Source organism: Chromobacterium sp. Rain0013 (assembly GCF_015291765.1).
GTDB lineage: Bacteria > Pseudomonadota > Gammaproteobacteria > Burkholderiales > Chromobacteriaceae > Chromobacterium > Chromobacterium haemolyticum.
The window spans coordinates 680485-692955 of record NZ_CP031514.1 but is presented as its reverse complement, the minus strand read 5'-3'; the positions used below and the strand labels follow the sequence as shown (position 1 = coordinate 692955).

Annotated in this window: 14 protein-coding genes and 1 riboswitch; of the genes, 9 read left to right on the top strand and 5 right to left on the bottom strand. The window is 62.0% G+C overall.

What is annotated here, in order from left to right; all coding sequences use genetic code 11:
• Positions 1 to 12: 12 nt before the first annotated feature.
• Positions 13 to 163, bottom strand: a riboswitch (TPP riboswitch).
• Between the two features lie 93 nt (positions 164 to 256).
• The 4 genes from DXT74_RS03185 to DXT74_RS03170 all read left to right on the top strand — a co-directional run bounded on the left by DXT74_RS03185 (position 257) and on the right by DXT74_RS03170 (position 3503).
• Positions 257 to 916: a protein-L-isoaspartate O-methyltransferase gene (locus DXT74_RS03185; protein ID WP_043636508.1), complete on the top strand. Its 660-nt coding sequence runs from the start codon at positions 257 to 259 to the stop codon at positions 914 to 916.
• The gene (locus tag DXT74_RS03180) at positions 916 to 1239 is read left to right on the top strand and encodes a rhodanese-like domain-containing protein (RefSeq protein WP_019103398.1); all 324 of its coding nucleotides are present in this window, start codon (positions 916 to 918) and stop codon (positions 1237 to 1239) included. The genes DXT74_RS03185 and DXT74_RS03180 overlap by 1 nt, the downstream gene beginning before the upstream one ends.
• Before the next feature lie 116 nt (positions 1240 to 1355).
• The gene (locus DXT74_RS03175; protein ID WP_081556404.1) at positions 1356 to 2078 is read left to right on the top strand and encodes a uracil-DNA glycosylase; all 723 of its coding nucleotides are present in this window, start codon (positions 1356 to 1358) and stop codon (positions 2076 to 2078) included.
• Between the two features lie 105 nt (positions 2079 to 2183).
• Positions 2184 to 3503, top strand: a complete 1320-nt coding sequence (locus DXT74_RS03170; RefSeq protein ID WP_043636502.1) for a hemolysin family protein — start codon at positions 2184 to 2186, stop codon at positions 3501 to 3503.
• A 153-nt stretch (positions 3504 to 3656) separates the two neighbouring features.
• Here the strand turns inward: DXT74_RS03170 and DXT74_RS03165 are convergent, their stop codons facing one another.
• From DXT74_RS03165 to DXT74_RS03150, 4 genes are all read right to left on the bottom strand, one after another.
• Positions 3657 to 4169, bottom strand: coding sequence for a GNAT family N-acetyltransferase (locus DXT74_RS03165; protein ID WP_043636648.1), 513 nt, complete (start codon positions 4167 to 4169; stop codon positions 3657 to 3659).
• Positions 4166 to 5158 (bottom strand): S66 peptidase family protein, encoded by a 993-nt coding sequence (locus tag DXT74_RS03160; RefSeq protein ID WP_194427308.1) that lies wholly within the window; start codon positions 5156 to 5158, stop codon positions 4166 to 4168. Before DXT74_RS03160 ends, DXT74_RS03165 begins: the two co-directional genes overlap by 4 nt.
• 39 nt (positions 5159 to 5197) lie before the next feature.
• Positions 5198 to 5620: a GNAT family N-acetyltransferase gene (locus tag DXT74_RS03155; protein WP_194427307.1), complete on the bottom strand. Its 423-nt coding sequence runs from the start codon at positions 5618 to 5620 to the stop codon at positions 5198 to 5200.
• Between the two features lie 84 nt (positions 5621 to 5704).
• Complete coding sequence (locus DXT74_RS03150; RefSeq protein WP_194427306.1) at positions 5705 to 6460, bottom strand: glycosyltransferase family 2 protein; 756 nt, start codon at positions 6458 to 6460, stop codon at positions 5705 to 5707.
• A gap of 499 nt (positions 6461 to 6959) precedes the next feature.
• Here DXT74_RS03150 and waaC point away from each other — a divergent pair, with 499 nt between their 5' ends.
• From waaC to DXT74_RS23110, 4 genes are all read left to right on the top strand, one after another.
• Positions 6960 to 7931, top strand: a complete 972-nt coding sequence (waaC, locus tag DXT74_RS03145; protein WP_370551739.1) for a lipopolysaccharide heptosyltransferase I — start codon at positions 6960 to 6962, stop codon at positions 7929 to 7931.
• Positions 7928 to 9190, top strand: a complete 1263-nt coding sequence (gene waaA / locus DXT74_RS03140) for a lipid IV(A) 3-deoxy-D-manno-octulosonic acid transferase (RefSeq protein ID WP_194427305.1) — start codon at positions 7928 to 7930, stop codon at positions 9188 to 9190. Before waaC ends, waaA begins: the two co-directional genes overlap by 4 nt.
• 270 nt (positions 9191 to 9460) lie before the next feature.
• Positions 9461 to 10063, top strand: a complete 603-nt coding sequence (locus DXT74_RS03135; RefSeq protein ID WP_114152857.1) for a CBS domain-containing protein — start codon at positions 9461 to 9463, stop codon at positions 10061 to 10063.
• Positions 10064 to 10152: 89 nt separating this feature from the next.
• On the top strand, positions 10153 to 11013 hold the full coding sequence (locus DXT74_RS23110) for a methylated-DNA--[protein]-cysteine S-methyltransferase (protein ID WP_043636484.1): 861 nt from the start codon (positions 10153 to 10155) through the stop codon (positions 11011 to 11013).
• 13 nt (positions 11014 to 11026) lie between these two features.
• Here the strand turns inward: DXT74_RS23110 and DXT74_RS03125 are convergent, their stop codons facing one another.
• Complete coding sequence (locus DXT74_RS03125) at positions 11027 to 11890, bottom strand: LysR family transcriptional regulator (protein ID WP_194427304.1); 864 nt, start codon at positions 11888 to 11890, stop codon at positions 11027 to 11029.
• 97 nt (positions 11891 to 11987) lie between these two features.
• On the opposite strand from DXT74_RS03125, the gene DXT74_RS03120 reads away from it, so the two are divergent.
• Positions 11988 to 12407 carry a hypothetical protein gene (locus tag DXT74_RS03120; RefSeq protein WP_019103774.1) on the top strand — a complete coding sequence of 140 codons (420 nt, stop codon included), beginning with the start codon at positions 11988 to 11990 and terminating at the stop codon, positions 12405 to 12407.
• Positions 12408 to 12471 lie beyond the last annotated feature (64 nt).

Genomic DNA, 12471 nt, shown 5'->3' with positions numbered 1-12471 from the left:
ACAAGGTCGGGCCGAAAGCAGCTTACGCTTCCCTACGCCGGTATTATCCGGGTCAGGTTCCAAGGGTGTTTCTCACCCGCGCAACAATCTTTAACGATTATCCTATCCTTTCAAGGATATGGATCATCTTGCCGACCGTCGCGCAGGACCCCTAGCGATGCTGTGAAGGTACGGCAAATGTGGGATAATCGCAAGTTATCGTCATGACACGCCGCCGCGTTTTTCTTGCGGCGACAAGCCCCTCCGGAGTGAGCTGATGGATTTTGAGAATGCCCGTTTCAACATGGTCGAGCAGCAGATTCGTCCGTGGGACGTACTTGACACGAACGTGCTGGACTTGCTGTTTCACGTGAAACGCGAACAGTTTGTCGCCGCGGACAAACGCAGCCTGGCCTTTGTCGACACCGAGCTGCCGCTGCCCAACGGCAGCTTCATGTTGCAGCCCAAAATGGAAGCGCGCCTGGTTCAAGACGCCGCCATCCAGCCCCGGGACAAAATCCTGGAAATCGGCACCGGCAGCGGCTATCTGACCGCCTTGCTGGCCAAGCTGGGCCAACACGTTTACAGCGTGGAAATCGACCCTGCCCAGCGTGAAACCGCGGCGGCCAACCTGAAGCAGGCCGGCATCTCCAATGTGACGCTGGTGGAAGGCGACGGCGTGCTGGGCCTGCCGCAACAAGCGCCGTTCGACGTGATCGTCGTCGGCGGTTCTCTGCCGGTGGTGCCGCAGGAACTGAAAGACCAGCTGGCCGTGGGCGGCCGCCTGATCATGGTGGTGGGCGATCTGCCGGTGATGACCTGCAAGCTGATCAAGCGCGAAACCGAATCCAGCTTCAGCGAAACCGGTTTGTTCGAAACCTGTATCGCCCGCCTGGCCAAGGCGGAAGCGGTGGAACCGGAACGCTTCGCGTTTTGATGGTCCAGGAAATCCGCGCCCGCGATCTGGCGGCAGCGCTGGCCGACACCGCCGCGGAGCCCCCAGTGCTGCTGGATGTGCGCGAAGCGTGGGAAGTGCAGCTGTGCATGATTCCCGGCTCGCTGCACATTCCGATGAACCTGATCCCGCTGCGCATGAGCGAACTGCCGGACGCGCCCATTGTGGTGATCTGCCACCATGGCGTGCGCAGCGCGCACGTGGCGCGCTTCCTGCTGGACGCCGGTTTCGAACAGGTGCTGAGCCTGGCCGGCGGCGTGGAAGCCTGGGCTGCGGAAGTGGACCCGCAAATGGCGCGCTACTGACACGCCCGCCATCAGCGCGCATCGCCAGCCGTTCCCGAGGGAACGGCTTTTTCATGGAACGAAACCGGTTTGCCGGATTCCAATTCCCCTCACGATAGCAAGAGCCGTAATTTTCTATGCAAGCATTGTCTTACCTGTCTCCCGCCCTGGCCCGCGTTCATCCGGCTTGGGAACAAGTGCTGTCAACACCGGACATTCAACAGCAACTGGCCGGCATCGACAGGGAACTACAGGCTCAGCAAGCGCAGGGCAAAGTCCTCTTCCCGCCTGCGCCGTTGACCTTCAACGCGCTGACCTTCACCGCGCCGGCCGATGTCCGCGTGGTGATACTGGGGCAAGATCCCTACCATGGCGACGGCGAGGCGATGGGCCTGTCGTTTTCCGTGCCGCCAGGCGTGCGGGTGCCGCCCAGCTTGCGCAATCTGTACAAGGAACTGACGGCGGATCTGGGCTGCGGCGTGCCCAATAGCGGCGACCTGACCCACTGGGCGCAGCAAGGCGTGCTGCTACTCAACAGCGTGCTCACCGTAGAGCGGGACAAGGCCGGCAGCCACGCCAAACTGGGCTGGCAAATGGTCAGCGACGCGCTGATAGACGCCGTCAACGCGCAAAGCGCCGGCTGCGTGTTCCTGCTATGGGGCAATTGGGCCAAAACCAAGGCCGAGCGCATCGACGCCAGCCGCCACCTGGTGCTGGACGCTGCTCATCCATCGCCGCTGTCCGCCAGCCGCGGCTTCCACGGTTGCCGCCATTTTTCGCAAGTCAACGCCTGGTTGCTGTCACGCGGCCGAGGCGCCATCGAATGGGGCGTCCCGACACCGCAGAACAACTTGTTCTGACTCAGGACACGGGCAGACACATCCCCGTTCCTGCCCGTTTGACTCTTTTCCGCCGCGCCGCCATGCCCTAAGCTAGGGCTCCCGCCTCTATCCCGTGTTAGCGCCGTGGAAATTCTCGTCCTGCTGTGCCTGATTCTGCTCAATGGCCTGTTCGCCATGGCGGAAATCGCCATCGTCTCCTCCCGCAAGGTCCGCCTGCTGCAACGCGCGGACGATGGCCAACGCGGCGCGCAAGCCGCGCTGAAACTAGCCAACGACCCCAGCCGCTTCCTGTCCACGGTGCAGATAGGCATCACTTCGATCAGCATTCTGTCCGGGGTCTACGGCGAGGCGGCGCTGTCCGAACAGCTGCGCCGGACGATGCAGGACTATCCCCTGCTGGAACCCTACAGCAAGCCGCTGTCGGTGGCGCTGATGGTTTTCATCATCACCCTGCTGTCTCTGATCTTCGGCGAACTGGTGCCCAAGCGGCTGGCCTTGCTAAACCCCGAGGCGGTGGCCACCACGCTGGCAAGGCCCATGCTGCTGCTGTCGCGGCTCAGCGCGCCGCTGGTCCAGGCGCTGAGCCGCTGCACAGACGGTCTGCTGCGCCTGATGGGCGCCAAAAAGAGCAGTGACCCGTCCATCACCGAGGAAGAAATCCGGGTACTGATGGAACAAGGCGCGGACGAAGGAGTGTTCGACCGCGCCGAACAGGAGCTGGTGACCAATATCTTCCGTCTGGACAACCGCAAGGTGGCGGCGGTCATGACGCCGCGCAAAGACATCGTGGCGCTGGATCTGGACGATGCGCCCGAACTGAACCACCGCCTGCTGCAAAACCACCACTTCAACCATTTCCCGGTGTGTCGCGGCAGCGTAGAGCAAATCGTCGGCGTGCTGCACGCCAAACGCGTGCTGGACCGCATGTTGACCGGGCAGCAGCCCGATGTTGCCGCCGAACTGTCCCAGCCGCTGTACGTGCCGGCCAAGATCACCTTGATGCAGCTGCTGGAGCAGTTCAAGCAAACCCGTCATCACATGGCGCTGGTGGTGGACGAATACGGCGAACTGGAAGGCCTAGTGACAATGAACGACGTGCTTGAAGCCATCGTCGGCGACATGCCGGCGATCAGCGCGGAAAACGACGACATCGCCCAACGCGAGGACGGCAGCTGGCTGATAGACGGCATGCTGTCGCTGGACCGCTTCAAGGAGTTTTTCGACATCGACGAAGCGCTGCCGGGCGAAGCCGGCGGCAATATCCACACCCTGGGCGGCATGATGATGTTCCAGTTGGGCCGGGTGCCCAGCGTCACCGACCGTTTAGACTGGAACGGCTTCGGTTTCGAAGTGGTGGATATGGACAAGACCCGGGTCGACAAGATCCTGGTGACCCGTCTGCCAGCGCCGCCGACGGCGCTTCCGGCCGACGACGGCATTTAGAGCCGCTAAGAGCCTGTTCAAAGTCTCGCGAGCAAGGACGAGACAAGGCGAAAACCAGCGAAAAAGCGGAATGGTCGAGCTGCACATGAGCATTTTGAGCTTGAACTCACCGTGCAACGCTTCACGAAAGCGCAGCAGATTTTGAACAGCTTCTCAGCGGGTCGTAAGCGCTCGTCCACACACCGTGCTGCGACGGCTGCCGCCGGCGCGGCGTTCCCAATCGTCGAAACTGGCTAGCTCGGCGAAACCCGCCTTGCGCATCATGCCGCCGGACGCGGCGTTTTCCTCATGCCTGTCCGCCGCCACCCAGCGCGCGCCTCTCTCGGCCAAATCGTCGCAAGCCTGTTGCAGCAACAGGCTGCCCAGACCCTGTCCGGCCTGATCTCGCCGCACCACCGCCTCCATGATGTAGCCGGCGGCTTCCGCCGCGACCCCGTTCGGACGATATTGCGGAAAACGGTCCTGCATCCGATACAAAATGGCCGCGCCCAGCAGGCCGTCGCGCTCGAACAGAGCCGCCCAGGCTTCCCCGGCCGCTACCTGACGCAAACTCTCCTCCACGCCGTCCGCCGGCAGCCAGTTCCACGGATTGGGCCCATGTTCCATGATCAGTTGCCGCAGCGCGTCCACATCCCCCGCGGCGGCCAAGCGATATTGCCAACTCATGCGCATCCTTTCTCAAAACGCAGCGTGGCCTGGCCCGCGTCTACTTCCAGTTCGGCCCAGGCGCCGTTCATCAACGTCCATTGCGGCGGCACGTGGCCGATATCGGCATCCACGATCACCGGGTATGGCAGTCCATCCAAAGCGGCCTCCAGAGCCCCGCTATAGCTCAAGGCCTTGGCGTCGGCGGCGTCCGGTCCGCTGCTGCGGCCCAACACCAGCCCGCTCAAGCCGTCCAGCGCGCCGGACAGCCTCAGGCCCAGCAAGGCGCGCATCAACTCGCAAGGCCTCAACTCGCAGTTTTCCAGGTAAAGCAGCGCGGGTTCCCGTTTAAACGCGCCCAAATCAAAGTAAGGGCTGCCCTGCAGCCGGCTCAGCGTATCCAGGCAACCGCCGATCAGCCTGCCGGCGATGCGGGCCTTTTGCGCGCCCAACACGCGCAGCGTGGACGGATAACGCTCTCCGGGAGCGTCCCAACGCCAAAACGCCTTGTAATGGCCTTGCTGCGGCGGCAAACCGTGGTGCAAGGCATGCAAGAGCGCCGAATTCTCCTCCGCCCGCTGCGGATTGCCTAGATCGAACAGATTCGGACCGTGCAGCGTCGCCCACCCCGCCAGCAGAGTCAGCGGCGTCAGCAAGGTGGAAATATCGGAAAACCCGGCCACCCATTTGGGCGACAGCCGCGCCAAGGCGGCAAAATCGATGCCGGGCAGCAGTTCCATCGCCCGTTCGCCGCCCCAGGGCGGCAGGATGGCGCGAATGTCCGGATCGAAAAGAAAGCGTTTCAGCTCAGCCAGCCGTTCAACAGCTGGCGCGCTGGCGTCTTGGGACTCGCCGCGCAGACAAGCGCCCTCCACCACCTGCCAGCCTTGATCTCGCAGGCACTGCAAAGCGCGATCCAACTGTCCGTGCAAGACAGGGGGCACGCCGGAGGAAAAGGCGGTGACGGCGATGCGATCCCCCGGCTGCAACGGCGCGGGAAAAACCATCATGGAAAGCGTCTCCTGTGGATAAGCATCATGGGCAGTCAATCATTGTCCATCCCTCAGATCCAGGGCGAAGCTGTGGCTGGTTTTCAATTGCTGATAGCCGAGATGACGATAGAAGGCGTGGGCAGCTTCCCGATGTACACCGGAACGCAGTCGAATACGTGGATAACCCAATTGCCGCGCCCAGGCTTCGCAAGCGCGCAACAATTGCTTGCCAAGGCCTCGTCCTTGGTGAGCCGGCGATACCACTAGTCCGCCGATTTCGATCGCCGGAGGCGCTTCCAGCAGGCGAACGCCATGGCCATGGATCCAACCGACCACGGCTCCCTCCCACAACGCCACCCAAACCTGGTTGTCCGGCAGCGCTGCCAGCCGTACGAAGCGCTCGCCGATTTCCGTCTCCGTCGCCTCGTAGCCCAGATCCAGGCATAGCCGCGCCACCGCGAGCGCATCCTCTGCCCGCATTGTTCTGATCTCCGCCATCTATCTTCGTCCAGTTGCTCAAGGAAATGACATTGTCAGCACAAGGCGAGACTGCCGGCAAGCCGGCTATTTGCTTTTCAACCGTCGTAGTTCGATCAATTTGGCGTATTTGATGTAGCTGTTGAAGCAGCCGATGCTGATGTGGACCAAACCGGGCACTCCATCGAGAAAACCACGGCGGAAAAAGTAGAACTTGATGAAGCGCAGCAAGGGGCTGAGGATAAGTTTCGCGATACCCACACGTTTTCCCCGTTGAAAAAGCCGTTCAGCCTGCAAACTGGTGTAGCGGTTCTGCTTGTTCAGATATAGTGCGATGTCTTCGCCGGACTCGTGCATCAGTTCGTGCCGCAGCTTATGCACAGGGCCGTTGGAGATCACGTACTCATGCACCAGATCATCCGACCAGCGCGCATGTCCGCGATGGAACAAGCGTAAAGACCAGTCCGGATAACCTTCGCCGTGTTTCAGAAAACGGCCCATGAAACGGTTGCAACGCGGAAACTGAAAGGCCTTGGCCTGTGGATTGTCCAGCATGGCTTTGATTTCATTGATCAAATCAGGGGAAAGCCACTCGTCGGCATCCAGACACAACACCCAGTCGTGGCTGGCGGCTTCTACCGCCAATTGCTTCTGAGGACCGAATCCCAGCCAGTCTTGGTGGATAACTTTTGCCTTATAGGTGGAAGCTATCGCCAATGTCCTGTCCGTGCTGCCTGAATCCACAAGCACGATTTCATCGGCGAAGCCCACGCTGTCCAAACATTTTTCCAACGAAGTTTCCGCATTCTTGGTGATTAGCACCACGCTAATTCGCGCACGCATCTTGTTATATGTTTTCCCATATGTAATTTGAAGAAACTGGTAGAAGTCGTCTCTTTTCTGTGGATAACTATGTTTTTCACATTGTTTTCATGGTGTTGGATTAGCTGGAATCTTGTTGTTCATCCATCTTTTTGCAGACTGAAGACTTGTGGATAAATCTGACTGTTCCTTGAAGCTACCACTTGTCCACAGGCCCGATCCCATTTGTTCCCACTTGCTTGTGCATGGCGTAAATTTGCCTGCGAACCTTCTTACGCCACCGATAACTCTTTAACGCAATTTTATATTGATGAAACTGATATAGTTGGCCATTGTTGTGGATAAGCGACAAAAACTTCAAAGGGTTCAGTTACTTGTCCTGTTGATGGGCTTTGGATAGTTTGGGTGCGCTGCGGCATCGCAAATTGTGGATAAATCCGAGCCTAGTTGTCCACAGCTGTTTATCCACAATTGAACTGCAGGGATTTTACTTGGTTAACCACAGGCATGCTCGGGTACAATGCGCGCCATGATGAATGTGCTGATTGTGCGCACCTCGTCGATGGGCGACCTTATCCACACTTGGCCCGCCATTTCCGAGCTGAAAGCGCATTACCCCAATTTCCGCATCAGTTGGCTGGCCGAAGAGGCTTTCGCCGACATTGCCCGTTTGCATCCGGCGGTGGACAGGGTGATTGCCTTGAATTGGCGGCGCTGGAGCAAGCGCTGGTGGCTGCCGTCCACCTGGCGAGAGATCCGGGCCTTGCGGCGGCAACTGCGCGACACGCCTTGGGAATTGGTGGTGGATAGCCAGGGCTTGTTGAAAAGCGCCTTGCCGGCCAGTTGGGCCAAGGCGCCGCTGACCGGCTACGGATGGGGCAGCGCGAGGGAATCGTTGGCCAGCTGTTTTTACGATAAGCGTCACAAGGTGGACTGGAGCTTGTCGGCGATAGAACGCAACCGTCTGTTGTTCGCGCGGGTATTTGGTTATCAGCCGCAGGGCGCGCCTTGTTTTGGCGTGCCGGCCGGCGAGCGGCCAGGCTGGGTGCTGTCCGGCCGTTACGCGGTATTGCTGCACGCCACCAGCAAAACGTCCAAAGAGTGGCCGGAAGGCCATTGGGCGGAACTGGGCAAACGCTTGTCCATGCAGCATGATCTGGTGATGGTGCTGCCCTGGGGCAATGATCGCGAGCGCCAGCGCGCCGAAAGGCTGGCCGCGCAGATGCCGGCCGCGGTGGTGGCGCCCAAGATGAATCTGATCGAGGCCGCCGGCCTGCTTGGCCACGCCAACGCGGTGGTGGGCGTGGATACCGGGCTGACTCACCTGGCCAACGCGCTGAACGTGCCCCTGGCGGCGATTTACACTGATACGGATCCGGCCGCCACGGGCGTGGTGGAAACGCCGTGGGCCACCAATTTGGGCGGAATCGGGCTGTGCCCGTCTGTGGACGAGGCGCTGCAAGCCTTGTTCACGCGCAAGGACTGGACATGAATTGGCAACGCAGACTGTATTCTTGGGCCTGGCTGCTGGCCACCCCGCTGGTGCGGCACTACCTGAAGAAGCGGGCGCGCAAGGCGCCGGCCTATCTGGAGCATTGGGACGAGCGTTTCGGCAGTCAATTGCAGCCGCGCGCGCAGGGAGCGATTTGGATCCATGCGGTATCGGTGGGCGAAACCCGGGCCGCGCAGCCCTTGGTGGCGGCGTTGCGCGAAGTCTGGCCGGACGCGCCCTTGCTGATGACGCAGATGACCCCCACCGGGCGCGCCACCGCCTTGCAGCTGTATCCCGATGCCGAAGTGCGCTATCTGCCCTACGATTATCCCCAAGCCGCGCAGGCTTTTCTCGCCGCCTATCAGCCGCGCTTGGGCGTGTTGATGGAGACCGAACTGTGGCCCAATCTGATTCATGCCGCCGCCGAGCAGAAGGTGCCCTTGTTTCTGGCCAATGCGCGCTTGTCTGAAAAATCCCTGAACGGTTATCTCAAAATCAGCGGGCTGATTTCACCCGCGGTGGCGGCGTTGAGCGCTGTTGCCGCGCAAACGCCGGAAGATGGCGAACGTTTGCGACAACTGGGCGCAAGTGAAGTCGAAGTCTGCGGCAACACCAAGTACGATATTCAGCCGCCGTCGGCGCAGCTGGCGCTGGCCGGCGAGTTCAAATCCAGGATAGGCCGCCGCCGGGTTATGGTCTGCGCCAGCACCCGCGAGGGTGAGGAAGCCTTGATTCTTGATGCGTGGCGGGCGGCGGCTCAAGCGTTGGGCGACGCGCTGCTGGTGTTGGTGCCTCGTCATCCGGAGCGGTTCGACGATGTGGCCGCGCTGGCCGAGAGCCGCGGCCTGAAAGTACAGCGCCGCAGCGACGATGCCGCGGTGGATCCCGCCACCCAGGTATGGCTGGGCGACAGCATGGGCGAAGCGTTCGCCTACTTCGCTTGCGGCGATCTGGCCTTTGTCGGCGGCAGTTTGCTGCCGTTGGGCTGTCATAATCTGATCGAGCCGGCCAGCGTGGGCGTGCCGGTGTTGTTTGGCCCGTCCATTTTCAATTTCAAACAGGCGGCGGCGCTGGCGCTGGCCGCCGGCGCCGCGCGCCAGGTGGCCAACGCTACGGAGTTGATCGGCGCCGTGGTGGAGCTGCTGGGCGACGAAGGTCGCCGCCAGTCGATGCGCGAATCGGCCTTGGCCTTCAGCGGCGCCCATAGCGGGGCCAGCCAGCGCATGAGCGCCCTGTTTCGCCGCAAGTTGCAGGCCTGAACCGCAAGGGCGAGAGCTCAGCGTCCTCGCGTGTGAAAAAATTAATGATTCGCCGGCTGATCTGCGCCGCGCCTTCTTCTACTCTTCAAACAAGAGCCGCGTCGCCGACGCGGCTCTCCCGAGGCCGCCGGCCCGGGACGGACGTGCAAAACCCAGTCATGCCCCAGGCCGGTCCACGCCGTCGGAAAACTTCCGAGCGGACTGATCGAACATGACTGGCGCAACGCGCCGCCGCATCGACTCCGCTGTCTAACAAGACAAGGAGCTACCATGTTAGCCAATTACAGCGTGTTGCCCACGATGAGCCTGCCGTCCACCACCGACCTAGTGCGTTTGGATCAGCGCCCGCACCCGCCCGTCACCCTGAACAGCTCGGCCCTGGAGGTCATGACCGATTTGCGATTGATCAATCCGGTGGGTATTCATCAGGGCGCCAGCTTGCGCGAAGCGCACGACCGGATGATCAGCCACGGCATACGGCTGTTGTTCGTCCATGATGGCGACGGGCAATTCACCGGCCTGATCACGGCCACCGATTTGCTGGGAGAGCGGCCTATCCAATGCATGAAGGAACACGGCAAACATTATATTGATATCAGCGTTGGCGACGTGATGACGCCGCGTAAGCAACTAGAAGCCTTGAACCTGATTGATATCGAGCACGCCAGCGTGGGCCACATGGTGGCGACGATGAAGCAGATGGGGCGTCAGCACGCGCTGGTGGTGGAGCTTAATCCGAGCAGCGGCCATCACGAGTTGTGCGGACTATTCTCCACCTCCCATATGGCGAGGCTGTTGGGCATGCCGCTTTCCTTCATCCGCGTGCCGCAAGCCCTGTCGGAAATTCAATATTCCCTGCTGCACGCGATATGAGGGGCGCTGCGCGCAAGTCGGCAAGAATCGGGTCGCCGCGGCGGCCCGATCTGCTTATGCTGGCGCTGTGATCGAATGGAGAACAGACCATGAACGGCGAAATTCTCGAAGAAGACCGCGACTACGGCCGCATTCGCGACGCCATCCGCTACCTGGTGGCGAACGCGGAGCGCCAGCCGGAACTGGCCGAGCTGGCCGGCGCGCTGCATCTGTCGGAGTCGAGGCTGCAGCGGCTGTTCACTCGTTGGGCCGGGGTCAGTCCCAAGCGCTTTTTGCAGCATCTGACTTGCGAGGCGGCCAAGGCGAGACTGAGTGGACAGGCCTTGTTGCCGTTGTCGCATGAGCTGGGTCTGTCCGGCGGCGGACGCCTGCACGATCTGTTCGTGACGCTGGAGGCGATGACGCCGGGCGAATACCGCAACGGCGGGGCCGGGCTGGAAATCGAATGGAGCGTGGAGGCCAGCCGTTTTGGTTCGGTGCTGGTGGCGCGGACCGCGCGCGGCGTGTGCGCGGCGCAATTCGTGGCGGATGAAATGGAGGCCGTGGCCTGGTTGAGCCGGCGCTGGCCCAAGGCCGCGCTGCGCCACGTTCCGGGCGGCGGCGCGGCGGTGGCCGCCGCCATGTTCGAACCGCTGCGCGCGGAAGGCCAGGCGCCGTTGGCGCTGCGGGTGCAGGGCAGCAATTTCCAGATTCAGGTCTGGCGCGCGCTACTGTCGATTCCCTACGGCGGTTTCGCCAGCTACGGTCAGATTGCCGCCACGGTGGGACGGCCGCGGGCGGCGCGGGCGGTGGGCAGCGCGGTGGGCGCCAATCCGGTGGCCTGGTTGATTCCCTGCCACCGGGTGATTCGCGCCGAGGGCGCTTTGGGCGAATACCGCTGGGGGGCGGAGCGCAAAGTGGAACTGATAGGTTGGGAGGGCGCGGTGATGGCCGGCTTGCAGCCGGCTTGATGCGGCTTCGCCGTTATCCCGTCCGTTGGCTGAGTTGTTGAAAGAACAAGCGCGCCAATTGATCCAGAGCGGAGTCCCCCAGGCTCTCCGGCCGCCGGTACAAGGCCATCGGCACCGCGGGCAGCGGCGGCAGCGAGTCCCGCGGCAGCGGGGCGACGCCGGGCAGTTCGTCGTCCGACAGCAAGGCGCCGATGCCCAGGCCGGCTTGCAAGGCGGCCTGCACCGCCAGCAGGCTGGAGCTTTCCAGGACCACGCGGTAGGGGCGGCCGGCCGTCTCAAGCGCTTGCAGCATGGCGTCGCGCCAACTGCAGGGCGCGGCGAACAGAATCAACGGCAGGGGATCTGCGGCCGGCATCTTGCCGTCCTGAGCCAACCAGGGCAACGGGCATTCCACCTCCCAGCTGGGCGTGGCGTCCAGCTGCGTCACCCGCGGGCTGGCGATCAGCAAATCCAGCTCTTCGCGCTGGAAGGCCGCGCTCAATTCCCGCCCCGGCGCCACTCGGATGTCCAGTTGCAGCTGCGGCCGAGCCGCGGCGAAGTCCGCCAATACCTGCGGCAGATTGCGGCTGACCAGATCCTCGATCAAACCGATGCGGCAGCGGCTGGCCGGCGCGACCGGCGTGGAGGGACGCATTTGTTCAGTCAGGCTGACGATGCGTTCGGCGTAGGGCAGCAATTGCTGCCCCGCCGCAGTGAGGCTGACGCCGCGCGGCGAACGCTGCAGCAGGGTTTGGCCGCAGTGCTGTTCCAGTTTGCGCAATTGCAGGCTCAAAGCCGGTTGAGTGCGTCCCAAGTCCGTTGCCGCGCGATTGATGCTGCCGCGGCGGGCCACGGCGATCAGCGCGCGCAGCAAGCCGGTGTCCAAGTCTCTGGTCATGATTTTTTCTTATAACAATCCCTTGAATTTTCAGTCTACCTATAACTGGCGGGAAGGTTTAGCCTGTAGGCGAATATTTCTGATGAGGCGCGCAAACATGTTTATCGCGGCGTTACTGCTGGCGGTCGCCGGCTCCGTCGTCTATCACTTGTCGATCAAGCAGGTGCCGGAAGCGGCGAATCCCTTCTTTTCATTGGCGGTTAGTTATGGCGTGGCCATGTTGGTGTGCGTGCTGGGAATGTGGTGGTTGCCTGGAGGCGGCCAGCGCGGATTGGCCGCGCTGAATTGGAGCAGCCTGGGGGTGGCGGCGGGCATTGTCGGCATCGAGCTGGGCTTTTTGCTGGCTTATCGCGCCGGCTGGCATGTCGGCTACGCTGCGCTCAGTTCCAATGTGCTCACCGCGCTGGTGTTGCTGCCGCTAGGCTATCTGCTGTTTCGCGAGCAACCGTCGCTGGGCAAGCTTGGCGGCATGGCCTTGAGCATGGCCGGCTTGTGGATGATGCTGCGTTTCCGTTGAGCGCCGCCCGGCGGGCGGCGCTTGGAACGTGTTTACGATCTAGCGCGCAAGAGCGAGACACGGC

What these genes read in the sequence shown, in the direction of transcription:
- DXT74_RS03185 (WP_043636508.1), top strand. Translation starts at nt 257, where the DNA reads ATGGATTTTGAGAATGCCCGTTTCAACATGGTCGAGCAGCAGATTCGT.
- DXT74_RS03180 (WP_019103398.1), top strand. Translation starts at nt 916, where the DNA reads ATGGTCCAGGAAATCCGCGCCCGCGATCTGGCGGCAGCGCTGGCCGAC.
- DXT74_RS03175 (WP_081556404.1), top strand. Translation starts at nt 1,356, where the DNA reads ATGCAAGCATTGTCTTACCTGTCTCCCGCCCTGGCCCGCGTTCATCCG.
- DXT74_RS03165 (WP_043636648.1), bottom strand. Translation starts at nt 4,169, where the DNA reads ATGAGTTGGCAATATCGCTTGGCCGCCGCGGGGGATGTGGACGCGCTG.
- DXT74_RS03160 (WP_194427308.1), bottom strand. Translation starts at nt 5,158, where the DNA reads ATGATGGTTTTTCCCGCGCCGTTGCAGCCGGGGGATCGCATCGCCGTC.
- DXT74_RS03155 (WP_194427307.1), bottom strand. Translation starts at nt 5,620, where the DNA reads ATGCGGGCAGAGGATGCGCTCGCGGTGGCGCGGCTATGCCTGGATCTG.
- DXT74_RS03150 (WP_194427306.1), bottom strand. Translation starts at nt 6,460, where the DNA reads ATGCGTGCGCGAATTAGCGTGGTGCTAATCACCAAGAATGCGGAAACT.
- waaC (WP_370551739.1), top strand. Translation starts at nt 6,960, where the DNA reads ATGCGCGCCATGATGAATGTGCTGATTGTGCGCACCTCGTCGATGGGC.
- waaA (WP_194427305.1), top strand. Translation starts at nt 7,928, where the DNA reads ATGAATTGGCAACGCAGACTGTATTCTTGGGCCTGGCTGCTGGCCACC.
- DXT74_RS03135 (WP_114152857.1), top strand. Translation starts at nt 9,461, where the DNA reads ATGTTAGCCAATTACAGCGTGTTGCCCACGATGAGCCTGCCGTCCACC.
- DXT74_RS23110 (WP_043636484.1), top strand. Translation starts at nt 10,153, where the DNA reads ATGAACGGCGAAATTCTCGAAGAAGACCGCGACTACGGCCGCATTCGC.
- DXT74_RS03125 (WP_194427304.1), bottom strand. Translation starts at nt 11,890, where the DNA reads ATGACCAGAGACTTGGACACCGGCTTGCTGCGCGCGCTGATCGCCGTG.
- DXT74_RS03120 (WP_019103774.1), top strand. Translation starts at nt 11,988, where the DNA reads ATGTTTATCGCGGCGTTACTGCTGGCGGTCGCCGGCTCCGTCGTCTAT.